Origin of the sequence: Nocardia yunnanensis, assembly GCF_003626895.1 — a bacterium.
Taxonomy (GTDB): domain Bacteria; phylum Actinomycetota; class Actinomycetes; order Mycobacteriales; family Mycobacteriaceae; genus Nocardia; species Nocardia yunnanensis.
In genome coordinates this window covers 5,794,816-5,818,372 of the sequence record NZ_CP032568.1, presented here as the reverse complement: position 1 = coordinate 5,818,372, position 23,557 = coordinate 5,794,816, and the positions used below count along the sequence as shown (strand labels likewise).

Annotated in this window: 22 protein-coding genes; 11 read left to right on the top strand and 11 right to left on the bottom strand. The window is 70.4% G+C overall.

Features of this window, described 5'->3' with window-relative positions; genetic code table 11:
- The first annotated feature begins 93 nt into the window (after positions 1–93).
- The 4 genes from D7D52_RS27490 to D7D52_RS27475 all read left to right on the top strand — a co-directional run bounded on the left by D7D52_RS27490 (position 94) and on the right by D7D52_RS27475 (position 4,362).
- A complete protein-coding gene (locus D7D52_RS27490) occupies positions 94–1,206 on the top strand; it encodes a hypothetical protein (RefSeq protein WP_120740915.1) in 1,113 nt (370 codons plus the stop codon).
- On the top strand, positions 1,203–1,484 hold the full coding sequence (locus D7D52_RS27485; RefSeq protein ID WP_120740913.1) for a hypothetical protein: 282 nt from the start codon (positions 1,203–1,205) through the stop codon (positions 1,482–1,484). The genes D7D52_RS27490 and D7D52_RS27485 overlap by 4 nt, the downstream gene beginning before the upstream one ends.
- A 201-nt stretch (positions 1,485–1,685) precedes the next feature.
- Positions 1,686–2,690 (top strand): MHYT domain-containing protein, encoded by a 1,005-nt coding sequence (locus D7D52_RS27480; protein ID WP_120740911.1) that lies wholly within the window; start codon positions 1,686–1,688, stop codon positions 2,688–2,690.
- Between the two features lie 82 nt (positions 2,691–2,772).
- A complete protein-coding gene (locus D7D52_RS27475) occupies positions 2,773–4,362 on the top strand; it encodes a Na+/H+ antiporter (RefSeq protein ID WP_246023334.1) in 1,590 nt (529 codons plus the stop codon).
- Positions 4,363–4,437: 75 nt separating this feature from the next.
- Here the strand turns inward: D7D52_RS27475 and D7D52_RS27470 are convergent, their stop codons facing one another.
- The 3 genes from D7D52_RS27470 to D7D52_RS27460 form a co-directional block, all read right to left on the bottom strand.
- On the bottom strand, positions 4,438–5,064 hold the full coding sequence (locus tag D7D52_RS27470) for a YdcF family protein (protein WP_120740907.1): 627 nt from the start codon (positions 5,062–5,064) through the stop codon (positions 4,438–4,440).
- Between the two features lie 85 nt (positions 5,065–5,149).
- The gene (locus D7D52_RS27465) at positions 5,150–6,109 is read right to left on the bottom strand and encodes an ethanolamine ammonia-lyase subunit EutC (protein ID WP_120740905.1); all 960 of its coding nucleotides are present in this window, start codon (positions 6,107–6,109) and stop codon (positions 5,150–5,152) included.
- A 29-nt stretch (positions 6,110–6,138) separates the two neighbouring features.
- On the bottom strand, positions 6,139–7,611 hold the full coding sequence (locus tag D7D52_RS27460) for an ethanolamine ammonia-lyase subunit EutB (protein ID WP_120740903.1): 1,473 nt from the start codon (positions 7,609–7,611) through the stop codon (positions 6,139–6,141).
- 82 nt (positions 7,612–7,693) lie between these two features.
- Here D7D52_RS27460 and D7D52_RS27455 point away from each other — a divergent pair, with 82 nt between their 5' ends.
- Positions 7,694–8,596, top strand: coding sequence for a rhomboid-like protein (locus tag D7D52_RS27455; protein WP_187703045.1), 903 nt, complete (start codon positions 7,694–7,696; stop codon positions 8,594–8,596).
- Here D7D52_RS27455 and D7D52_RS27450 read toward each other — a convergent pair.
- The 4 genes from D7D52_RS27450 to D7D52_RS27435 form a co-directional block, all read right to left on the bottom strand.
- On the bottom strand, positions 8,495–9,682 hold the full coding sequence (locus tag D7D52_RS27450) for a cation:proton antiporter (protein WP_120740901.1): 1,188 nt from the start codon (positions 9,680–9,682) through the stop codon (positions 8,495–8,497). The genes D7D52_RS27455 and D7D52_RS27450 overlap by 102 nt on opposite strands.
- Before the next feature lie 4 nt (positions 9,683–9,686).
- Positions 9,687–10,169, bottom strand: a complete 483-nt coding sequence (locus D7D52_RS27445) for a cation:proton antiporter regulatory subunit (RefSeq protein WP_120740899.1) — start codon at positions 10,167–10,169, stop codon at positions 9,687–9,689.
- Between the two features lie 70 nt (positions 10,170–10,239).
- Complete coding sequence (locus tag D7D52_RS27440; protein WP_425464570.1) at positions 10,240–10,623, bottom strand: DUF952 domain-containing protein; 384 nt, start codon at positions 10,621–10,623, stop codon at positions 10,240–10,242.
- A gap of 24 nt (positions 10,624–10,647) precedes the next feature.
- Entirely contained in the window at positions 10,648–11,973 is a 1,326-nt protein-coding gene (locus D7D52_RS27435; RefSeq protein ID WP_120740897.1) for an aldehyde dehydrogenase family protein, read from the bottom strand.
- A gap of 135 nt (positions 11,974–12,108) precedes the next feature.
- Here D7D52_RS27435 and D7D52_RS27430 point away from each other — a divergent pair, with 135 nt between their 5' ends.
- The 5 genes from D7D52_RS27430 to D7D52_RS27410 all read left to right on the top strand — a co-directional run bounded on the left by D7D52_RS27430 (position 12,109) and on the right by D7D52_RS27410 (position 18,300).
- A complete protein-coding gene (locus tag D7D52_RS27430) occupies positions 12,109–13,146 on the top strand; it encodes an AraC family transcriptional regulator (protein WP_120740895.1) in 1,038 nt (345 codons plus the stop codon).
- 55 nt (positions 13,147–13,201) lie between these two features.
- Positions 13,202–15,025, top strand: a complete 1,824-nt coding sequence (locus D7D52_RS27425; protein WP_120740893.1) for an acyl-CoA dehydrogenase — start codon at positions 13,202–13,204, stop codon at positions 15,023–15,025.
- Positions 15,026–15,531: 506 nt separating this feature from the next.
- Positions 15,532–15,726 (top strand): DUF7455 domain-containing protein, encoded by a 195-nt coding sequence (locus D7D52_RS39490; protein WP_040809921.1) that lies wholly within the window; start codon positions 15,532–15,534, stop codon positions 15,724–15,726.
- 290 nt (positions 15,727–16,016) lie between these two features.
- Positions 16,017–17,750: a DEAD/DEAH box helicase gene (locus tag D7D52_RS27415; RefSeq protein ID WP_120740891.1), complete on the top strand. Its 1,734-nt coding sequence runs from the start codon at positions 16,017–16,019 to the stop codon at positions 17,748–17,750.
- 1 nt (position 17,751) lies between these two features.
- A complete protein-coding gene (locus tag D7D52_RS27410; RefSeq protein ID WP_120740889.1) occupies positions 17,752–18,300 on the top strand; it encodes a hypothetical protein in 549 nt (182 codons plus the stop codon).
- 6 nt (positions 18,301–18,306) lie between these two features.
- On the opposite strand, the gene D7D52_RS27405 is transcribed toward D7D52_RS27410, so the two are convergent.
- Entirely contained in the window at positions 18,307–18,873 is a 567-nt protein-coding gene (locus D7D52_RS27405; protein ID WP_162958580.1) for a class I SAM-dependent methyltransferase, read from the bottom strand.
- A gap of 55 nt (positions 18,874–18,928) precedes the next feature.
- On the opposite strand from D7D52_RS27405, the gene D7D52_RS27400 reads away from it, so the two are divergent.
- Positions 18,929–19,711, top strand: coding sequence for an AraC family transcriptional regulator (locus tag D7D52_RS27400; protein ID WP_246023328.1), 783 nt, complete (start codon positions 18,929–18,931; stop codon positions 19,709–19,711).
- A 27-nt stretch (positions 19,712–19,738) separates the two neighbouring features.
- Here the strand turns inward: D7D52_RS27400 and D7D52_RS27395 are convergent, their stop codons facing one another.
- The 3 genes from D7D52_RS27395 to D7D52_RS27385 form a co-directional block, all read right to left on the bottom strand.
- Positions 19,739–20,377 carry a fasciclin domain-containing protein gene (locus D7D52_RS27395; protein ID WP_120740887.1) on the bottom strand — a complete coding sequence of 213 codons (639 nt, stop codon included), beginning with the start codon at positions 20,375–20,377 and terminating at the stop codon, positions 19,739–19,741.
- 112 nt (positions 20,378–20,489) lie between these two features.
- Positions 20,490–21,656, bottom strand: a complete 1,167-nt coding sequence (locus tag D7D52_RS27390; RefSeq protein WP_120740885.1) for a lipase family protein — start codon at positions 21,654–21,656, stop codon at positions 20,490–20,492.
- A gap of 101 nt (positions 21,657–21,757) precedes the next feature.
- Positions 21,758–23,467: a DEAD/DEAH box helicase gene (locus D7D52_RS27385; protein WP_246023327.1), complete on the bottom strand. Its 1,710-nt coding sequence runs from the start codon at positions 23,465–23,467 to the stop codon at positions 21,758–21,760.
- Positions 23,468–23,557 lie beyond the last annotated feature (90 nt).

Here is a 23,557-nt window from a genome sequence, read left to right as displayed (position 1 = left end):
GGGCGATTCGCGCGGGCGGGTACGTTCGGGGGCGTGGGGAGTGCGGACGGCCCGGTGGGCCGGTCATTCGATGTTCGACGGTGGCTCACGATCGTGGCCGGAATCGTGGCGGCGGGGCTGGTGGTGGCGCTGGTGCCGGCCTGGTGGTGCGGGCGCGACGCCGACGCCTGGTATCGCGGGGACCCGGGACGGGTGCGCGGGCTGGCCGAGGAGATGGTCGCCTTCGAGGCGGCCGACGATCAGCGGCGCGCCGGCGGCGCGGGAGCGATCGACGGGATGCGGGGGTTGCTCGCGCATCAGATGACCGCTCTGGGGCTGGCGCAGGTGTGCCTGGCGCATCCGGAGTGGCGGGATCGGTACGCACCGGTCGCGACCCGGGCGGCGACCAAGAGCCTGCGACCGGAGATGCGCGGCCCGTTCACCGCGGCCTGGCACGGCGAGGACGCCGCGACGGTCCCCGACAGTCCGCACGGGCACGCCTACCTTTCCTATCCGGCGCTCGCGCTCGGCATGGCGCGGCTGGTCGATCCCGGATTCCCGCCCGAGCTGGCGGCCGTGCAGGACACGATGGTCGCCTCGTTCGAGCGGCGGCTGCTGGCCGCGCCGACCGCATTGCTGGAAACCTTTCCGGGCGAGGCCTATCCGACCGATGTGGCCGCGGTCGCCGCCGCCATCGCGGTGCACGGGCGCGCCACCGGCGTCGACCATTCCGCGGTCCTCGCGCACTGGGGGCGGCAGGTGCGGGCGGTGCAGCTCGATCACGCGACCGGACTGGTGTGGCAGCGCATGGGCGTCGACGGCCGGCCGCACGACGCGCGGCGCGCCTCGGGCACCGGATTGGCCTCGTATTTCGCGGGTTTCGCGGATCGCGGGCTCGCCGAGGAGCTGGCGGACGGGTTCTTCCGGCAGGAGCACAGCCTGTTCGGGTTCGGCGCGATGCACGAATACGGCGGCGGCGCGGACGGCCCGGGCGATATCGACTCCGGTCCGTTGGTGCTGGGAATCTCGGTGTCCGCCACCGCTTTCGCGCTCGCGCCCGCGCGGGCGTTCGGTCACCGTGACGTTTTCACCCGGATATTCCGGACCACGGATCTCGTCGGTCTTCCGATGCGCAGCGGCGATCGCGTGCGGTTCACCACCGGCGGGGCGATCGGCAACGCGCTGTTGCTCGCCTTCCTCACCTCGGGTCCGGAGGTGGCGCGATGAGACGACCCGATCCCGCGCTGCTGCGCGCCGGCTGGCGTTTGATCCGGGTGCCGTTGCTGCTGGCTGTGGCGTACCTCATCCTGCGCACGGCACTGGAATCCCTGTCGGCCCGGCACGGATTCGGCTCGCCCGAGGGATTGGGGCTGGGTTACCTCGCGGCCGCGGTGCTGGTGGCGGGCCTGCGCCTGATCCTGGTGGTGGTCGTGCCGGTCGTCGCCGTCTACCGGGTGACGACCGCTCTGATCATGGTCCTGCTGCGCCGATATCGGCGAACCTGAGCGCCGGGGTCGTCAGGCGAAACCCGCTCGCGCACAGCACGTTCCGGCCCTCAGGATTGACCGAAAGGGACGAATTACTGCCAGCCGGAAGGAAATTAGATGAAACCTTCCGTTTCAATTTCCCAATCCGAATCTTGCCCGGTAGTGTGCCCCCGTCACCCCTGAATGTGACGAAACCCCCGTTCTGGCAATGGAGTTCGAGTGCTGGAAATTCACCACTTCAGCTATGGGTGGGTCACCCCCGTCCTGGCCTACATCATGTCCGTCATCGGTTCGCTGCTCGGTTTGCGGTGCACCGCCCGCGCCGGCTCGGGGGACGGACGCAACGGCTGGCTGATCTCGGCCGCGGTCGCCATCGGCGGCACCGGCATCTGGGTCATGCACTTCGTCGCCATGCTCGGATTCTCCATTCGCGGCGCGGAGATCAGATACAACGTGCCGCTCACTCTGCTCAGCGCCGTCATCTCGGTGACTGTGGTGTGGATGGGGCTGTTCGTGGTGGCGCGCGAACCCTTCGGCCGGCTGTCGCTGTTCGCGGGCGGCGCGGTCACCGGGCTGGGCGTGGGCGCCATGCACTACTCGGGCATGTACGCCATGAACACCGACGCGACCATCGACTACGACCCGGGCATCGTGACGCTGTCCATGGTGATCGCGGTGGTCGCGGCCACGGTAGCGCTGTGGTTCACCCTGGTCATCAGGGGCATCTGGGCGACCCTCGGCGCGGCGCTGATCATGGGCGTGGCGGTGACGGGCATGCACTACACCGGCATGGCCTCGATGAGCGCGCACCACATGGACAATGCCGTGGCGCCGCACGGCACCGGCGCGATGGAACTGCTGGCGCCGTTGATGATCACCGTGAGCACGGTGACGCTCATCCTGCTCATCCACGTGGGACTCACCGAGGTCGACGAGCGCGCCATGGTCGCCGAACCGGTTCGGCCGCAACCGGCCTCGCGGGCGGCGTGGTCGCTGCAGTCGGCCGCCGTGGCGGCCGCCGAGCTGCGCGGCTCCGGACAGGACGAACCGGGCGCCACGGATTATCGGACCGCGGGCCTCTACGCACCGGCCGCCGACTACCAGGTGCCGGGTCGGCATGCGGCCACGGATTCTCCGCAGCCTGGCCGCTATCAGACCGCCGGGGCCGGCGCCGGGTCACGCCCGGACCGCAAACCGTTCCCCCAGCGCGGTCGCAAGCCGTGATGCTGAGAGTTGCCGTCCCGGTTCGCTGAGAATCCGGTCGGGGTGTTCGACTTTCCGGTTCATCGCCAGCAAACTGACTGCCGTGGCGCACCACCAGCTGGAACTGATCTTCGCGGTCCTGTTCGCGACCATCCTGGCCCAGCCGCTCGGACGGCGGCTCGGCCAGGCCCCGGCGGTGCTCATGACCGCGTTCGGGGTGGTACTGGCCCTCATCCCAGCCGTCCCCGATATTCGGATCGACCCCGAACTCATCCTGCCGCTGGTGCTTCCGCCGCTGCTGTACGCGGCCGCGCGACGCACCTCCTGGCGGCAGTTCGCCGAGAACTGGGCCGCCATCAGCCTGCGGGCGGTGGTGCTGGTCATCGTCACCACCGCGGCCGTGGCATGGGCCTTCCACCTCTGGTATCCGAGCGTGCCGATCGGGGCGGCGGTCGCGCTGGGCGCGCTGGTCGCGCCCCCGGATCCGGTGGCGGTATCGGCGCTGGCGGGCAAGCTGGGACTGCCCCGGCGGCTGGTGGCGCTGCTCGAGGGTGAGGGCCTGTTCAACGATGTGACCGCGATCGTGCTGTACTCCGTGGCCATCGAGGCCGTGGTCACCGGGAAGTTCTCGGCGTGGGGCGCGCTCGGCGACTTCGCGCTGTCGGCGCTGGTCGGGACGGGGGTCGGGCTGGTATTGGGCTGGGCCGGAAGCAAACTCATGCGGCGGCTCGAGGAAGCGCCGTGGCGGGTCGCGCTGGGTCTGCTGCTGCCGTTCGCGGCCTACGGGTTCGCCGAATCGCGCGGCGGGTCGGCGGTGCTGGCGGTGCTGGTGTGCTCGATGTATCTCACCGACGCCGCAACGGATTTCAGCGACAGCGACTACCGGCTGGTGGGCGACTCGTTCTGGGAGATCACCGAAATGCTGGTCACCGGTTTCGCTTTCGGGCTGATCGGGTTGGAGCTGAGCACGGTGCTGCGGGACGCCGGACCGGACTGGCCACGCTATGTGGGCGGGGCGCTGGTGGTCATCGCGGTGGTGGTGGGCTTGCGGCTGATCTGGCTGCTGACCACGACCACGCTGTTTCGGGCCTGGTGGCGCAGCCGCGACAAGGACGAGCCCTACACCTGGCGCGAGACGGTGGTCACCTGGTGGGCGGGCATGCGCGGGGTGGCGACCGTGGCGCTGGCCTTGGCCGTGCCGTTCACCACCGACGACGGCAAACCGTTTCCCGGGCGCACCCAGATCCTGTTCACGGCCATCGCGGTGGTGTTGTTCACGCTGCTGCTGCAGGGCCCGACCCTGCCCGCGGTGGTGCGGGCCACCGGGGTGCGCGCCGACACCGGCGCGGAACGCGCGCTCGAACGCCAGCTGTGGGACCGGGTGCTGCGAGCCGAACTCGCGCGTCTGAAGGAGATCTCCCAGACCGACCACCTCCCCGACGAGGTGTACGAGCGACTGCGCCAAGGCTTCGAACGCCGTCTCGCCCAAGCGGATCCGGAGGCGGCCGACAGCAATGCCCGCCTGCACACCGATCGCGGCCTGGCGTGGACCAAGAAGATGCGGGCCATCACCAACGACGTGCTCGAGGCCGGCCGCACCGAAGCCCTGGCGGCCCGGCGCGAACCGGGTGTGCCGCCGGACGTGGTGGATCGGGTCATGCGCCGCCTGGATCTGCGCGGCACCGGCGTCTGAGCGACTCGGGTCCGGCGGCGGTCAACGGCAGGGCTGCGGTCAGCGGCAGGCTGGCCGTCAGCGGCAGGGCGGCCGTCAGCGGCAAGGCGGCGGGTCGGCGCGGCGGAGCAGGGAGAGCGCGGGAGTTGCCAGCAGGGCGGCGAATTCGCGCGCGAACGACTTGCGCAGCAGCAGGCGGGTGGTGCGGGCCCCGGTCACCTCCGCCCGCACCTCGAGGGTGCGGGCCAGCCCGGCGGTCCGCAATACGTGAAAGTCACTGGTCACGACCGTCATTTGGAGCGTGTCCGGGTCCAGGCCGCGCCGCCGCAGCTCGGCGGTGGTGCAGCGCAGATTCTCCTCGGTGTTGCGGGAGTTCTTCTCCCGCACGATGGCCTGCTCCGGAACCCCGTGTGCCAGCAGGTAATCCGCCATGGCGTCCGCCTCGGCGACCGGGCCGCCGCCGCCCTGCCCGCCGGAGACCACCAGCAGCGGCGCGCCACCTCGCTCGCGTTCGCCGCGATACACCTCGAGTGCCCGGTCGAGCCGGCGGGTCAGCATCGGCGCGACGGTACCGTGGCGGAGCTTGCACCCGAGCACGACCACGACGTCCGCGCCGGCGTCGGGTGCGCGGCGCGCACGGCCCAGCGTGTACGCGACGAATCCCGCCAGCGCCGCCAGCACCGCCGCCGCGGCCGCCGTCACCGCTACCCGCCACACCCGCATACCCCGCCACACCCTCTCGCCCGGCTCCCGCGATGATCGGCTCGACTGTCGAGACCTGACGTTAGCGACGCGGGCCGCCCGGGGTTCAGTCGGGGTTTGCCAGGTCCAGGGCCAGCGGCGGATGGACCTGACGGGCGCGGTCCGGCGGACGCGAGTGCGCGTCGAGAATCAGTGGCGCGCTCGTCACCGCAGCTGCGACGGCGGGCGCCGCGGGAGAGGTGTCCTTGAGTTCGACGCCCGAACGGCCGAGGCGCCGAGCGCCGTCGAGCAGACCAGTCGCGATCTGCGCGGCGCGTGCGTAGGTGAGGCCCTCGGGCGGGTGGATGTTGGAGATGCAGTTGCGTTCGGCGTCGGTGCGGCCGGGCCGTGGGCGGTGGGTGAGGTAGATGCCGAGGCTGTCGGCGACCGAGAGCCCGGGACGTTCGCCTATGAGGACCAGGACCGTGGTGACGCCCAGCGCCGCGCCGATATGGTCACCCAGCGCCACCCGTGCCTGGGTGGCGATCACCGGCGGCGCCAGGGTGTAGCGCTCCCCCATCGCCGCCGCCAGCGCGGCGAGCATCGGGACGCCGTGATCGGCCAGGGCGCGCGGGGAAAGACCGTCGGCCAGCACGAATCCCACGTCCGCGCCGCTGTGCGGCACCGAGGCACCCGCTGCCGTGTCGGCGCCCGACCAGATGGTGCGTGCGCGAGTCGCCGGCACGGGTTCCGGCCGGGCGGGTGCGCAGGGGGTGACGGCGCCCGGCAGCCGCCCGAGGTCGGGGCGGCGGAGGTATTCGGAGCGGTCGCCCGCCAGGCTGCGCACGTGGATCGGGTCGCCCAGGCCAAGGGCGGCCGCCTCGGCGGCCAGCGCGGCGACGTCGAGCGGGGTGTGCACGGCGTCGCGGGCGGCGGCGTGCGCGGCCCGGATTTCCAGGACGTCCCGGGTGGGCAGCGCATCACCGGCGCGCCCGAGTCCGATGCGCGCCTGGGTGGTTCGCCGCAGACCGTCCCAGAACTCCTGTACCGCAACATCATCCGGACGCCCGAATCGCGATTCGCTCATGCGCTGTGTCCCTTCCGTTCTCGGGCCGCTCACGCCGCGCCCTTGGCGGCCAGTGACCGCAGCGGCGAGGCGAGGGGTGCGATCGGCAGGACCCGGCCTTCGGCGCTCAACATGCCGAGCGAGTCGAGCCACGCCGCGAATTCCGGTGCGGGACGCAGGTTCAGCACCTTCCGGGCGTAGAGCGCGTCGTGATACGCGAGGGACTGATAGCCGAGCATGACGTCGTCGGCGCCGGGGACCGCGATCACGAACGGGCAGCCCGCGGCGGCCAGCAGGGTGAGCAGGGTGTCCATATCGTCCTGGTCGGCCTCGGCGTGGTTGGTGTAGCAGACGTCGACGCCCATGGGCAGGCCCAGCAGCTTGCCGCAGAAGTGGTCCTCGAGGCCGGCGCGAATGATCTGCTTGCCGTCGTAGAGGTATTCGGGCCCGATGAAGCCGACGACGGTATTGATCAGCAGCGGGTCCAGATCCCGCGCGACGGCGTAGGCGCGCGCCTCGAGGGTCTGCTGGTCCACGGGCCGGCCGCCGGTCCCCAGGTGCGCGCCCGCCGAAAGCGCCGATCCCTGACCGGTTTCCAGGTACATGACATTGTCGCCGACGCCGCCGCGGCGTAGCGACCGCCCGGCCTCGTTGGCCTCCCGCAGCAGCGAGATGTTCACGCCGAAGCCGGAATTCGCGCCCTCGGTGCCCGCGATGGACTGGAACACCAGATCCACCGGCGCCCCCGCCTCGATCAACCCGAGGGTGGTGGTGACATGCGAGAGCACGCACGACTGGGTCGGGATGTGGAAGCGCTGCCGCACCTCGTCGAGCAGGCTCAGCAGCTCCGCGGTGGCGCGCGGCGAGTCGGTGGCCGGATTGATGCCGATGACCGCGTCCCCGCAGCCCAGCAGCAGCCCGTCGAGCACGGCCGCGGCGATGCCGCGCGGATCGTCGGTGGGGTGGTTGGGTTGCAACCGGGTGGCCAGCGTGCCGGGCAGCCCGATACTGGTGCGGAATCCGGTCCGCACCCGCACCGCGTGCGCGACCGCGATCAGATCCTGATTGCGCATGAGTTTGCTGACGGCCGCGACCATTTCGGGCGTCAGCCCCGGCGCGACGGCGGCCAAGGTTTCCGCGGCGTCCGGGGCGGCGGCCACCGCCAGCAGCCAGTCCCGCAGCCCGCCCACGGTGAGATGCGAAACAGCCTGGTAGGCAAGGCGATCGTGGCTGTCGAAGATCAGCCGCGTGACCTCGTCGGTCTCGTAGGGCACCACCGGCTCGGTGAGGAAGGTGTCCAGCGGCACGTCCGCCAGCGCCCACTGCGCGGCCGCCCGTTCGGCGTCGGATCGCGCGGCGCACCCGGCGAGTTCGTCGCCGCTGCGGCGCGGCGTGGCCTTGGCCAGCAGGTCGACCAGACCGTCGAAGGTGTGGGTGGCGCCGCCCAGACGCTGGTGGTAGATCACCTCACCGATCGTCCGGACCCATGTTGCTGCGGCGTAACCGCCGTTTTCCCTTGGCATTAATGCGCGTTACGCGTGCCGAACCGCGGTCCGGCCCGGCGCGCGCCGGGGCGGTCGGCGACCTCGGGATACCATCGAGGACATGGCATTGGGCACCTATCAGCCGCCCTGGCTGCGCACCGTCGATCTCGGCGAGCAGGCGCGGGCGCTGCGGGTCTGGTGGCAGCGGCCGCAGCGGCTGCGGCGCGCCGTCCAGGCCTACCGGGATCTGCTCGCCGCCACCCCGGCCTGTATCGCCTATGCCTTCACGCTGTTCGTCACCTGGTGGACGCTGCGCGGGGCCAGCGATCTGGTGGGCCGGCGACTGATCTTCTCGGCGTCCACGAATCTGCGCAATATGCAGAAGGATCCGGTCCAGGTGCTGGTGGCCTCCGCGTTCTGGACCGACGGCGGCTTTCCGTGGGGCGACATTCTGATCCTGATCACGCTGATGGCGCTGGCCGAACGGTGGCTGGGGTCGCTGCGCTGGATTCTGGTGGTGGCCATCGGTCATGTCGGGGCGACGCTGATCACGGTGGTCGGCATCGCCCACAAGATCGACAAGCATGTGATCGCGACCCGGGTGGCGTTCGCGGCGGATGTCGGCCCCAGCTACGGGATCTCGGCCATGCTGGCCGCGCTCACCTTCCGGCTGCGCGGCCCGGCCCGCTGGCTGTGGGCGTTGTGCATGCTGCTGTGGTACGCGTGGGGCGTCTACGACAGCCGCACCTTCACCGATTACGGCCATTTCTTCGCGCTGCTCATCGGTTTCACGGTGGGCGCGATCGGGGTGGCGTTGTCGCACCGCCTGGTCGCGGTGCGACAGCGCCGGGCCGCGCGCTCCAGCGCGGCGGAAGCGATCCGGCAGGCCACCGCCGACCCGGCCCCGCAGGCTGAGCCGGAGTCAGCCCGGGACCGGGTCGATGCGGCGGCGGTCGCGTTGCACGAGCCGGACGGCGGGCTCCACGATGCGGGCCGCGACCGGGCCGAGCACCGCCATCATTAGCACGTAGGCCGAGGCCAGCGCGGCCAGTCGCCCGTCCACGCCGCCCAGCGAAACCGCCAGTCCCGCAATGACGATGGAGAATTCACCGCGCGCCACCAGCGCCGCGCCCGCTCGCGCGCGACCCATGCGGCGAATGCCCTGCCGCGAGGCCGCCCACCAGCCGGTGGCGATCTTGGTCAGCGCGGTCACGACGGCCAGCAGGATCGCCCAGCCCAGCACCGGCGGGATCGCCCGCGGGTCGGTATTGAGCCCGAAGGCCACGAAGAAGATGGCCGCGAACAGATCTCGCAGCGGCTCGAGCAGTTTGGCCGCCTCGTGCGCGGTCGATCCGGAGATGGCGATGCCGAGCAGGAACGCCCCCACCGCCGCCGACACATTGAGCGCCGAGGCCGCGCCCGCGACCAGCAGCGCCGCGCCGAGCAGCTTGAGCAGGAACACTTCCCGGTCGTCGCTGTCGACGATGGCCGAGACGTAGCGGCCGTAGCGCAGCGCCACCACCAGCACCACGGTGATCGCCACCATCGCGATGGCCAGCGACCGCAGTCCGCTGGCGAAGCTCAATCCGGCCAGCATCATGGTCAGGATCGGCAGGTACACCGCCATCGCGAGATCCTCGAACACCAGAATCGACAGGATGACCGGGGTTTCGCGGTTGCCGAGCCGCCCGAGGTCGTTGAGCACCTTGGCGACGATGCCGGAGGAGGAGATGTAGGTGACGCCGCCCATGGTGACCGCGCCGACCGCGCCCCAGCCCAGGGCCAGCGCCACCACCACGCCGGGGGTGGCGTTGAGGACGATGTCGAGCAGGCCCGCCAGCCAGTCGCGGCGCAGGCCGGTGACCAATTCGGCTGCGGTGTACTCCAATCCGAGCAGCAACAGCAGCAGCACCACGCCGATCTCACCGGCGATGTGACCGAATTCGGTGGCGGCCTGCATGCGCACGATGCCGCCGTCGCCGAAGGCCAGGCCGCCCAGCAGATACAGCGGGATCGGCGACATGCCGAAGCGGGCGGCCAGTCGCCCCAGCATGCCGAGCGCGAACAAGATCGCGCCGAGTTCGAACAGGGCTAGACCGGTCGAATCCACCGGCTCAACCGTCGACCAGGATGCGGGCGGCGGCGTCCAGCCCGTGCGGGGTGCCGACGACGACGAGGATGTCCCCGGAGTCGAGTACCTGATCGGGTCCCGGGGACGGTTGCACCTGACCGGCCCGCATGATCGCCACGATGGACGCCTTGGTGCGCGTGCGCATCCCGGTCTCGCCCAGCCGCCGGCCCCGATACGGGGAGCTGCCGCTGATGCTCAACTGCCTGGTGGTGATCCCGGGTAGGTCCGAATGTTCTTCCCGCAGCTGCTGAACCAACTGCGGTGCGCCCAGCAGGTTCGCCATCACCGCGGCCTCGTCGGGTGTCAGCGGCACCTGCGCCAGGCAGGCGTCCGGATCGTCGCGCTGCGACACGATCAGATCGATGCCGCCGTCGCGGTGGGCCACCACCCCGATCCGGCGCCCCGATCTGACCTCGAAATCCTTCCGCACACCGATACCGGGCAGCGCTGTCACGTCGACGTTCACGCCGTCCAGATTAGGACAACCCGCCCGAACTGCGGGGAGGTGCGGGCCGCTGCGACGGTCGCGGTGGGGGTCAGTGCTGCTCGAGCGGGGCGAAGCTGCCGTCGGGACCGGGACGGAAGTCGGTCACCGCGCGCACGGCCGCCAGCGGCAGCGGCCCGTAGAGATGCGGGAAGCGCATGGATTCCGGATCGGCGGGAACGCCGGGTTCCCATTTCACGGGTGCGCCCAGGCGGGCCGGATCCAGGTGCAGCAGCACCAGATCGGTGCGGCCGGCGAAGACGCGGTTGGCGGGCAGATGGGCCTGGTAGGGGGCCGACAGATGGATGAAGCCGGTCTCGGGCAGGTCGGGTGTGCGGTATTCGCCTGCGGCGCGGGCGTTTTCCCATTCCTGCCGGGAGCAGATGTGCAGCAGCGTCGCCGGGTTCAGGTCCTGTTCGTTTCCCACCCGGTCCACCCTAGGCCCTGCCGGCGGCGGTGTTCAGAACGGCCGCGGCCGGGCCACGTGCACCGAGATGTCGTTGACGCCCACCGGGACCGGCGCGAAGCGGCCGACGGCGCGGGCCGCGGCGGTGGTGTCGGCGGTCCAGACGCTCAGGCAGGGCCCGGCCGGGGAACGCCGCGCCAGTTCGAACGCCTCCCCCGCGTCGGCGACCCGGGCCACCGGCAGCACCGGGCCGAGGGTCTGCTGGGTGAGCACCGCCATGGTCGGATCGACGTCGGCGAGCACCGTCGGTTCGAAGGCGTGCGCGGCGCCGGCGCCGCCGCAGCGCAGGGTCGCGCCCTTGAGCAGTGCGTCGCGCACCTGATCGCGCACCAGCTCGACCTGGGCGGCCGAGGTCATCACCCCGGTGCCGATCTCGTCCCCGAGGATCGGCCCGAAGGCGGCGGCCTCGGCCACCAGCCGGTCGAGAAACGCGTCGTAGGCGGAGTTTTCGACATAGATGCGCTCGACGCAGTTGCAGCTTTGCCCATTGTTCGCCAGACCGCCGAGCGCAATGCTGGCGGCGGCCCGATCCAGGTCGGCATCGGACAAAACGACCGCTGCGGACTTGCCGCCGAGGTCCAGGCAGCACGGAATCAGCCGCGACGCCGCGCGCAGCGCCACCACTTTCCCGGTCTCCACGCTGCCGGTGAATCGGACGTAGTCCACGCAATCCAGCACGGCCGGTCCGGCGTCGTGTCCGGTCACCGTCTCGAAAACCGCTGGGGCGCCGGTCGTGGACCAGCCCGCGGCCAGCGCGCGCAGCGTCAGCGGCGTCTCCGAGGACGGCTTCACCACCACCGCCGACCCCGCCACCAGCGCGGGCAGCGCGTCGTAGAGGGCCAGGGCCAGCGGATACGTCCACGGCCCGATCACCCCGACCACCGCGCCCGCCGGGCGCGCGACGGCCAGCTGCATGGCCGCCCCCGGACGCAGGGCGACCTGCGGGTGTCGCCCGCCCAGGAATTCCGCGCCGTGCGCGCGATAGTGGTCGAGGGCATCGAGGGCCAGGCCGAACTCGGCATCGGCCTCCGACAGCGTCTTGCCGGTCTCGGTCGCCAGCAGCGTCGTCAGCGCGTCCCGGTTGTCCAGCAACCAGTTTCGGAACGCCGTCAGCCAATGGATCCGACCGACCACCCCGAGCGAGTGCCAGAGTGCGGCATTGTCTCGCAGTCGCTCCACGATCGCCCGCACCGCGGCGGGCGTCTCGGTGGCGACGGTGTCGACCACCCGGCCGTCGGCGGGTGCGATCACGGTGAGCATGGGCGGGCGGACCTTTCGGGCATCCGGCACCTGCGAAGAGGAGTGTTGCGCGGTGCGCATGAATCTCACCGTATGGGTGAGGGTTTCGGCCGACCAGCTTGCAATCGGCCAGGAACCGGCGAATATGGGCCGCACCAGGCACCTTACCGGCCGGTAACGGGTATGCGGACGCCCGAAGTTTGCGAGACTTCCTGAGTGACGGAAGAGTTGGCGCAGATTCGTTCCATCACCAGCACCGCGCTGCTGGCCGATTTCGCGGTGGGCCGGGGCATCCCATTGTCGACGGTGCTGCGCGGCACCGGCATCCGGGAAAACACCCTGCACGATCCGTCGACCGAAATCACCATCGGCCAAGAGTTCTCGCTCATGCACAATGTGGTCGAGGCCGTGGACGACGAACCCGGCATGGGTCTACTGGCCGGTCTGCTCTGTCATCCGCCGTCGCTGGGCGTACTCGGTTTCGCCCTGATGTGCAGCTCGAACCTGCGCCACGCCATGGACATTGCGCTGCGCTACGCCGATCTGTCGTTCACCGCGGCGCACCACTACCTCGAGGATCACGGTTCGGAGGTGTGGGTGCTGCGCGACGACGCCATGCTGCCGCCGGAGATCCGGCGTTTCGCGCTGGAGCGCGATCTCGCCGCCATCGCCACCATCCAGCAGGACCTCATCCCCATCCGCATTCCGGCCGTGCACGTGCAGCTGTACGTGGACGCGCATCCCATCTACGAGATGTTCGGCGCGGTGTTCGGGGTCGAGGAGGTGGTGTTCTCGGTTCCGCAGTCGCGCATGGCCTTTCAGGCCACGGCCTTGGAAACCCCGCTCCCGCAGGCCAATATGTCGACCGCCCGGTTTTATGAGCAGCAGTGCGCCGACCTCATGGAATCCCGCCACAGCCGCTCCGGGCTCAGCGGCCGGGTGCGCCAGCTGCTCATCCGCCACGGCGGTTCCGCCGATCAGGCCCGCATCGCCGCCGACCTGGACGTCAGCGTGCGCACCCTGCGCCGGCGCCTGGCCGAGGAGGGCACCACCTTCCGCGAACTCAGCCTGGAGACCGTCGGCATGCTCGCCGAGGAACTGCTCATCGCCGGGCTCACCGTCGAACAGGCCGCCGACCGGCTCGGTTATGCCAGCGTATCGGCCTTCGCCTCGGCCTTCCGCACCTGGAAGGGCCAATCCCCGGGCCACTTCGGCCGCCTGCATCGCGGCCGCGCCCCCGTCCGCACCCGCTGAGCGACGGATCTGGTAGACCGACAGGTACGAGTTGTCGTCGAACCTGCGAGGAAGCATGAATCCGTCCGTCATCATGTCCGCCCGCGATCTCGAGTTCCTGCTCTACGACTGGCTCGATGTCGAGGCGCTGACGGGACGGGAGCGCTTCGCGGACCACTCGCGGGAGACCTTCGATCAGGTGCTGCGGCTGAGCCAGGATCTCGCCACCACCTACTTCGCGCCGCACAATCGCGAGAACGATCTGCACGAGCCCACCTTCGACGGGGAGCGGGTCACCGTCATCCCCGCCGTCGGCAAGGCACTGCGGGCCTTCGCCGACGCCGGGATGATCGGCGCGGCAATGGATTACGAGATCGGCGGCATGCAGCTGCCGCACGCCGTCTACACCGCGTGCATGTCGTGGTTCCACGCCGCCAACGTCGGCACCGCCGCCTACGTGCTGCTCACCACCGGCAATGCGAATCTGCTTGCCGCGCACGGCAGTCCGGAACAGCTCGACGCCTACGTGCGGCCCATGCTGGAGGGCCGCAACTTCGGCACCATGGCGCTGTCGGAGCCGCAGGCCGGATCCAGCCTCGCCGACATCACCACCCGCGCCGTGCCCGCCGCCGACGGCTCCTATCGCGTGTTCGGGCACAAGATGTGGATCTCCGGCGGCGACCACGAATTGTCGGAGAACATCGTCCATCTGGTGCTGGCGCGCATTCCCGGCGCACCGGAGGGCACCCGCGGCATCTCGCTGTTCATCGTCCCGAAGTTCCTGCCCGACGCCGAGGGCCGCCCGACCGTGCGCAACGACGTCGTGCTCGCGGGCATCAATCACAAGATGGGCTGGCGCGGCACCGTCAACACCGCACCCGTCTTCGGGGACGGCCACTTCACCCCCGGCGGCGAGCCGGGCGCGGTCGGCTATCTGGTGGGCGAGCCGAATCAGGGTCTGGCGCAGATGTTCACGATGATGAACGAGGCTCGCATCGGTGTCGGTCTCGCCTCGGCGGCGCTGGGCTACACCGGCTACCTGAAGTCCCTGGACTACGCGCGCAGCCGCCCGCAGGGCCGCCCGGTGACCGCGCGCGGCGGCGCGCAGGTGCCGCTCATCGAGCATCCGGACGTGCGGCGCATGCTGCTGGCCCAGAAGTCCTACGCCGAGGGCGCGGTGGCGCTGGCGCTGTACTGCGGCAAGCTGGTCGACGAACACCGCACCGCGGCAACCGAATCCGAGCGCGCCCGGGCCGCCACCCTGCTGCGCATCCTGACCCCGATCGCCAAGTCGTGGCCGAGCCAGTGGTGCCTGGCCGCCAACGATCTGGCCATCCAGATCCACGGCGGCGCCGGCTACACCCGCGACTACGACGTGGAACAGCACTACCGCGACAACCGGCTCAACCCGATTCACGAAGGCACCCACGGCATTCAGAGCCTGGATCTGCTGGGCCGCCAGGTCACCCTCGACAATGGCGCGGCCCTGGTCGCGCTGGTCGAGACCATGACCGCCACCATCGCCGCGGCCCGCGCCACCGACGACGCCGAGCTCGCGGAATTCGCGGCGGCGCTGGAGGCCGCCGCCACCCGGCTCACCGCCACCACCGCCGGACTGTGGCGCGACGGGGATGCGGCGGCGGCACTGGCCAATTCGGCGGTGTACCTCGAAGCGTTTGGGCATGTGGTGCTGGCCTGGATCTGGCTCGAGCAGGCCGTGACCGCGCACGGCGCGCCCGCCGTGGACGGCCATCGTCGCGATCGCACCGCCTTCCTGCGCGGCAAGCGGCTGGCGGCGCGGTACTTCTTCCGCTGGGAACTGCCGCGCACCGCACCGCAATTCGACCTGCTCGACTCGGCCGACCGCACCACGATGGACCTCGACGAAGCCTGGTTCTGACCGGCGCACAGTCGTTTCGGGGTCGCACCCCCTGCCGGGGTGGCCGGGTTGTTCGCGCTGCGCGAACAACTCACCGCCCATGGATACCCCGGCCCCGTATGCCCGCGGGCGCGTGTGGCGAGGTCACGCCGGTCGCGGTCCGGTCTCCGATTCAGCCGCCTTGATTACGGTTTGCTGGCGTCCCAGCCACAAGAATCAATCGGAGTGTGAGCGTCGGTGGGCGCGGGTAGTCTCCCGGTAGACAACTCGATCAGCGTGTTCGAACGGGAGGTGAAGACACCCTCGCGACCGATTCCCAGGACCTGTTCGCTTTCAGCGAAATCGCAGGTCGTGTTACTGAAAACACACGGGAAACTCAACGGGAACAAAGACCTCTCGCCGAACGTCTGACAGAGTAGTCATCAGCCACTGCTGGGAAGTAGCGGTAGCGAGGTTCGCGGAATGGACCGCGGGCCCCCACACCAGGCGAATGGTGTGCGAGCACCAGGAGCCAGGACGGAGGAGTCATGCCAGGAACCCTGACAAGCACCCCACTGACCGCGGTCGACCGTTGCGACCGCTGCGGGGCGGCTGCGCGCGTGCGCGCAACCCTGCCCGCAGGTGGAGAGTTGCTCTTCTGCCAGCATCACGCCAACGAGCACATGGACCGTCTTCGTGCGCTCGAGGCCGTGATCGACACGGAGTCGGCACCGGCGCTTTAACAGCTCCTCCAACCCGGAGGGACTCGATCGGGAGTCGCACGCCTTCGGGGAGCCCGCTCGACAATTGAATCTTCCCAACAGAAAACCCGACAGCGGGCGGCCGACAGGTCGCCCGCTGTTGCTGTGTCCGGACCGGTTCTACGTGGTGCGATAGCTCACAGCTATGGCCTGGGACACGCGAATCCCGGTGTGCGCAACGCGAGAATCGTCATGTACGCGCGGCGCGGTCGCCCGGGTACAACGGTTGGGTGCCGTCTACCTCACAAGCCACCTACCTGCAGGATCGACACATGATCGCCGTCTGGACCTGGGACGGCCACGCGCCCCGGAGCGCGCCGAAGGGACTGGGCGAGGTCGAGACGCTCGCCCTGGCGGTGCCCGGCCGCGACGGCATCGGCGTCACGGACGTGGAATGCGCTCTGGTGGAACCGGAACGGCTATGCACTCTGGCTATCGACAATCCGGGGGAATCGATACGGCTCTTACGGCAGGCGCTGGAATCCGAGGTCGAGGCGCGGCGGCTGCCGGTGGCCGCGCACGCGGTGCCCAACGCCTCCGGGACCGCGGTGGTGTCGGCGGGACGCGCGCTGCGGGCGTTGCGCGACACCGTCATGCTGACCGCCGAGCTGCGGTCCGGATTGAAGGCCGAGCTGCGGCCGTATCAGGCGCGCGGCATCACCTGGCTGCGGGAGACGACCGCGGCGCACGGCGGCGCGGTGCTTGCCGACGAGATGGGGCTGGGCAAGACCGTGCAGGCCATCGGGTACCTGCTCGGGAAGGCCGGGGACGGACCGCAATTGGTGGTGTCGCCGACCTCGCTGGTGGGCAACTGGACGCACGAGATCGAACGGTTCGCGCCCGGACTGCGGGCGGTGGCCTGGCGCGGCGGGCCGCCGCCCGCAGCGGACGCGGGCACGATCGTGGTTACGGGGTATCCGACCCTGCGCGGGCACGGGGCGGCGTTGGCCGGGCGGCGCTGGGGCACCGTGGTTTTCGACGAGGCGCAGGTGCTCAAGAACCCGCGCACGCAGGTGGCGAAGGCGGCGCGGGCGATCACGGCGGACGCGCGGATCGCCCTGACCGGCACGCCGGTGGAAAACCATCTCGAGGAGCTGTGGGCGCTGCTGAACCTGGTCACGCCGGGGGAATTCACGCATCGGGCGCAGTTTCGGCGGCGGTTCGTCCGGCCCATCGACGAGGGGTCGGCCGCGACGGTGCCGCGGTTGCGCGACGCCATCGAGCCGATCGTGCTGGGGCGGCGCAAGTCTCAGGTGGCGGCGAACCTGCCGCCGAAGATCCACTGCGATCTGGTGTGCGATCTGACCGCCGAACAGGAACGGCTCTACGATCAGCTGCTCGACCGAGCCGAGGCGACCGGGTTCGGTGCGGGCGCGCAGCGGCACACCCGGGTGCTGGCGGTGCTCACCGAGCTCAAGCAGGTGTGCAATCACCCGGGGCTCATCACCGGGGACGTGCGCGAATTGGCCGGGCGCTCCGGGAAATTCGACGTCTGCGCCGACCTGCTGGCCGGCAATCTCGACAACGACGCGCCCACACTGGTTTTCACCCAGTACCGGCAGACCGGTGAGCTGCTGGTGCGGTACTGCGCCGAGGCGTTCGGGGTCGCCGCGCCGTTCTTCCACGGCGGGCTGAATCCCGAGCAACGGGCGCGCATCGTCGCGGACTTCCAATCCCCGGACGGCCCGCCGATTCTGGTGTTGAGCCTGCGTGCGGCGGGCACCGGTCTGACCCTGACCCGGGCCGCCGACGTCGTTCACTTCGACCGCTGGTGGAATCCGGCGGTGGAGGCGCAGGCGTCCGATCGCGCGCATCGCATCGGGCAGACCCGCACCGTCACCGTCACCACGCTGACCTCGGGGACCACCCTCGAGGAGCACATCGCGGGCATGCACGATCGCAAGTCGGCGCTCACCGATCTCACCGACGCGGCGGGCATCGCCGAGCTGGCCCGCCTCGACGACGAACGACTGATGGAACTGCTGCGCCGGAAGCGAGGCAATTGAGATGGCCGACAACGAATTCGGGTACACGGCGTGGGCGCGGGACTTCGTGCGGCTGGCCGAACCGCTGCGGGTCACCAAGCCCGAGCCGCTGCTTCCCCGCGCCCGCAGCATCGCCCGCAACCACGGCGTCCGCACCGAACTCGAGGGCACCGTGGTGCGCGCCCACATTCACCGCGGCACCGAGGCTTCGGTCACCCACCTGGAGTTCACGCCGCTGCCCCGGCCGACCGTCGAGGCGCTCTCCGCGATCGTTCCCGCCGACACCCTCACCCTGAGCGACGAGCTGCACGCCGCCGTCGGCGCGGCAGGTATCTCGGTGGCCCCGATCCTGGCGGGCACCGACTGCTCCTGCCGCGCCCGCAACGCCCGCTGCCTGCACATGCTGGCCACCTGTTACGCGGTGGTCGCATTGATCGACGAAAATCCTTGGCTGGCATTGGATCTGCAAGGTTATCGGGCCGCAACGCCCGAGACGGACTCCGACGTCCCGGTCACGGTATCGCGCTGGACGCCCATCGACGCCCTCGATCCCGTGACCTATTTCGGCTGAGTCCCTTCAGGGGCGGCGGGCGCGGAAGCGGAACATGCTTGCGCCGGTTTCGATGTCGATATCGGTGAATCCGACGCGGGTGAGGCGGTCGGCGAGGGTGTCCGGTGGGACCGGGACGCAGGTGTCGCCGAGGTGGATGAGGCGAAAGGACAGGCGGTCCAGGCCGTCGCTGCCGGCGAAGACGCCGCCGGGGCGCAGGACCCGGTGCGCCTCGGCGAACAGGTCGTCCTGCCGGGCGGGCGACGGCACGTGGTGCAGCATGGTGAAGCAGACGACAGCGCTGAATTCGTTGTCGGGCAACGGCATCGCGGCGCCGTCGCCTTCGAGGACGCGGAGCTGATCGGCGCGGCGCTCGCGCAGACGCGCGGCCAGGGCCGGATCGATCTCCAGGCCGGTGAGAGCGGGGACGCGCTCGCGCAGGGTGCGGACATTGGCGCCGTAGCCGGGGCCGACCTCGAGGGCTCGGTCGCCGAGGTCGAGACCGCGCAGGGCCCAGGGCACGATGCTGGTGGCGCTGTGCCGTTCCCACCGGCTGGAGCGGCACAGCAGCTGGTGAAAGTAGTTCATTCCCATGGGTGGAACGCTAGGCAGCCGCCGCGGTGACCGCGACGGACTACGGTGACAGATTGTGTCGCGAAACAGCCAACCGCCCGGCGGTGCGGTGCGGGTGCTGTCCGCGCCGGACGGTCCGACCGCCATGGTGTTCGGGGCGGGGAGCCTGCCCGCCGGGCACTGGTTCGACGCGCACGAGCATCCGCAGCATCAAATCGCCTGGGCGGCACGGGGAGTGCTCACGGTGGAGATCGGCCACGGGCACTGGGTGCTGCCGCCGACGCGGGCGCTGTGGATTCCGGCGGGGACCCGGCATCGGACCGGCACGCTCGACGGTGCGCTCATGCACGGCATCTACCTCGCGCCCGCACGATCCCCGGTGACCTACGCGGGCCCGACCATGCTGCGCGTCGAACGACTGCTGCACGAACTGTTTCTGCATCTGACCGCGGCGGCCACCGCGCCCGCGCCGCGGGAGCGGGCCGAGGCGGTGCTGTTGGATCTGCTCGATCCGGTCGATGTCGTGCCGTTGGGCGCGCCGACGCCGCGGGATCCGCGCACCCGGCAGGTGGCCGAGTGGCTGCGCGCGGATCCCGCCGATCGCCGCACCCTCGCCGAGCTGGCCGCCGCGGTCGCCGCCAGCCCCCGCACGCTGGCCCGCGGGTTCCGCGCGGAAACGGGAATCACCTTCGGCCAGTGGCGAACCCAGTTGCGACTGGCCGCCTCGCTGCCGCTGCTGGCCGCGGGGCTGCCCGTCGCACGGATCGCGGGCCGCGTCGGCTACGCCACGCCGAGCGCGTATGTCGCCGCCTTCCACCGCGAGGTCGGCGTCTCACCCGCCCGCTATTTCACCCGCTGAGCGCTTCACCACCGAACCGCGCGGCGGTCAGGCGGGCGGCATGAGGACCGAATCGATCATGTAGACGGTCGCGTTGGCGGTCTGCACGCCGCCGCAGACGACCGCGGCGTCGCCGACCTTGATGTCGTTGCCCGCGCCGGTGACGGTCACGTCCGCGCCCTCGACCGTCTTGTGGGTGCCGGCGATCTTGTCGGGGGCGATGCGGCCCGGGACCACGTGGTAGGTGAGGATCTTGTTCAGCGTCGCCGAATCCGTCTTGAGCGAATCCACCGTTGCCGCCGGGATTTTCGCGAAGGCCGAGTCGACCGGCGCGAAGACGGTGAACTGTCCGCCGTCGAGGGTGTCGACCAGGTTGACCTGCGGGTTCAGCTTGCCCGATACCGCCGCCACCAGCGTGGTGAGCAAGGGGTTGTGCGAGGCCGCCACCGCCACCGGGTCCTGCGCCATCCCGCTGACCGAGCCCGCACCGGTGGGCACCTGCTGCGCGTAGTCCTTGCAGCCGGGGCCGACCAGATCGGAGGCCGCGCCCGCCGCGGTGGTGCTGGTGCCGGTCATCGACGTGGTCGAGGACTTCGCCTCGGACTTGTCGTTCGAACATCCGCTCACACCGGCGATCACGCCGGTCATGGCCAGTCCGATGGCGATCGCGTACTGGAACTTCTTCATGGTGAGTTCTCCTCGTCTGCGCGGTCGTCGGGACCGCGTCGGTCGAATCGGGCAGGCGCCGAGAGGGTTTCGGACCGCCATCGATCCAGGTTTGGTCCGGGCGGAAAGTTCCTCAGCAGTTGGCGGGCGCGGGCAGGCCGGCGAAGCGGTCGGCCAGATAGCCGGCGGCCTTCATCGCACCCGGCACGATCGCCCCCGCGTGATCCGCGCCTGGAATGACGTCGAACAGCACCGGGGTGCCGGCCGCGCAATAGCGGCCCGCGGTGGCCAGGGCCTGATCCAGGGGCACCTGATCGTTGCCACCGTGCCACTGGTAGATCGGCGCCCGCGGGACGCCGGGGAAGGTCTCGAGCGCGTTGGCGTGCATGGTCGCGATCAGCACGGGATCGGATTGCATGCCCGCGGTGAAGAATTCACCGACCGAATGCCCCGCCCCGGCGGTGATGATCTGGTCGGTGCAGACATTGGCCAGCTGGTCGCGCAGGGCGAATCCGGCGGGCGTCAGGGCGCGGTCGAGCGGCATCTCCTCCGGGTACTCGCGCTGCAACCCCATGGCGACCGCGAAGCCCAGGCCGAACAGCGGATGCGGCCGATCACCGATCTGCAGGGCCACCTTGCCCGGATTGACCGGCAGACCGCCTTGCGCGACACCGACGATCGGCAACTCCGGCGCGTACTCGGGGGCCAGGGCGGCGGCGAATCCGGTCGACATCGCACCCCCGGAATACCCGATCAGCCCGACGGGCGCGCCCTGCAATCCGGCCGGGGCGAACCCCTCGACCGCCCGGATACCGTCCAGGGTGATCTGCCCGCCCAGCCGGGACGCGCCGTAGGCGCTGGTCGGTCCCAGATGATCCGGGACCGCGACCGCCCACCCGCGCGCGAGCATCAGCCCCAAGGCCCCGGATTCCTGCATGCCGCCGTCGAACAGCGAATGCGAGGGCGCGCACCGGGTGCCCAGCGAGTTGACGAACGGCTGATACGACACCAGCGGCCGCGCACCCGGCCCGGGCGTGATGAGTGTGGTGACCGCCGCGATCGGGCCGCCGTGGGAGTCGGTGGAGCGAAACAGCAACTGCCACACCGTCGCCCCGGGCCAGGGATGCGTGCCGACCGGACGCGAGCGCAGCACCTCACCGGGTGCGTGGCCGGCCAGATCGGCCGGGGCCGCGTAGAAGCCGTCGGGATCCGGCGCCGGATAGATCGGGCCGGCCTGCGCGGCGGGCGTGGCCAGGCCGGCGGCGCACAACACCGCCAGGCCCCCGCTTCGAACCAACATCCGCACGATCGATCGGCATAGCGTCACAGGCACTCCCGGGTCGAGGGCAATGGTCTCGACCAGAGGTTCGCCAGGAGTGTGCTGAGGGTTTGGTCCGAATCTCAGACGCGGCGCAGGGCCGCGATCCGCTCGGTCAGCTGATCGGCCGTGGCCAGTGCCGTTGGCGGGCCGCCGCATTCCCGGCGGAGGTCGCCGTGAATGACGCCGTGGGGTTTGCCGGTGCGATGGTGGTGCATGGCGACCAGGCTGTTGAGCTCGCGGCGCAACTCCGAGAGCCGATCGGCGGTGGCCGCCCGTTCGGCGGCGGCCTCCACGCTGGGCCCGGCCGGGGCCGCGACGGCGGCGCTGCGGTCGGCCAGCTGACGGGTTTGCCGCTCGCGCAACAGCGCCCGCATCTGGTCGGCGTCGAGCAGGCCGGGGATGCCGAGGTAATCGGCCTCCTCGTCGCTGCCGGAGAAGGTGGCGGTGCCGAAGGAGTCGCCGTCGTAGATGACCTGATCGAGTTCGGCGTCGGCGGCCAGGGCGACGAACTTCTTCTCCTCCTCGCCCGGTTCGTCCTTCTGCCGGTTGGCGTCGATGAGCAGTTCGTCCTCGAGGGAATTGGCCTCGCGGTGCGGTTTGCCGATGACGTGATCGCGCTGCAATTCCAGCTGCGCGGCCAGATCCAGTAGCACCGGCACCGACGGCAGGAAGACGCTGGCGGTCTCACCGGCCTTGCGGGCACGCACGAATCGTCCGATGGCCTGCGCGAAATACAGCGGGGTGGACGCGGAGGTGGCGTAGACGCCGACGGCCAGGCGCGGCACGTCGACGCCCTCGGACACCATGCGCACCGCGACCATCCACGGGTCGGTGTTGTCGCTGAACTCGCCGATGCGTTTGGAGGAGTCCGGATCGTCGGACAGCACGACGGTCGGCTTGGTGCCCGAAATGTGTTCGAGCAGTTCGGCGTAGTCGCGGGCCTTGTCCTGGTCGGTGGCGATGACCAGGCCGCCGGCGTCCGGCATGCCGGTGGCGCGCAACTGCCGCAGGCGAGTATCGGCCGCCTGCAGCACCTTCGACATCCAGTCGCCGGCCGGGTCCAGGGCGGTGCGCCAGGCGCGGGCGGTCTGCTCGGCGTTCAACGGTTCGCCCAGGCGCGCGGAGTATTCCTCGCCCGCGCTGTCGCGCCAGTGCGCCTCGCCGGAGTAGGCGAGGAAGACCACTGGCCGCACGACGCCGTCGGCGAGGGCCTCGGAGTAGCCGTAGGTGTGGTCGGCGCGCGACTTCTCGAAACCGGATTCGTCGGCCTCGTAGGTGATGAACGGGATCTTGGAGTCGTCGCTGCGGAAGGGGGTACCGGTCAGGTGCAGGCGGCGGGTGGCGTCGCTGAACGCCTCCTCGACGGCTTCGCCCCAGCTCTTGGCGTCGCCGGCGTGGTGGATCTCGTCCATGATCACCAGGGTGCGGCGGTTCTCGGTGCGGACCCGATGCTTGAACGGGTGCGAGGCGATCTGCGCGTAGGTGACGACCACCCCGTGATAGTCCGAGGAGGTGGAGCCGGTCGAGTTGGAGAAGTTCGAGTCCAGCTGAATCCCGTTGCGCGCGGCCGAGGCCGCCCACTGGTGCTTGAGGTGCTCGGTCGGGGCGACCACCGTCACCTGATCGACCGTGCGGTCGTTGAGCAGCTCGGCGGCCACCCGCAGCGCGAAAGTCGTCTTACCGGCGCCCGGCGTCGCGACGGCCAGGAAGTCGCGTGGCTTGGTCGTCAGATACTTGGTTAGTGCTCTGCGCTGCCATGCACGTAACGAACCGCCACCACCCGAAGTCACTCGGTAGAGATTAGCGATTGCGACCCACTGCTTTCCAATCCGACACAGCCCCGCCGAGTGCCGCACGACACATTGCGGGACTGGTCCCAT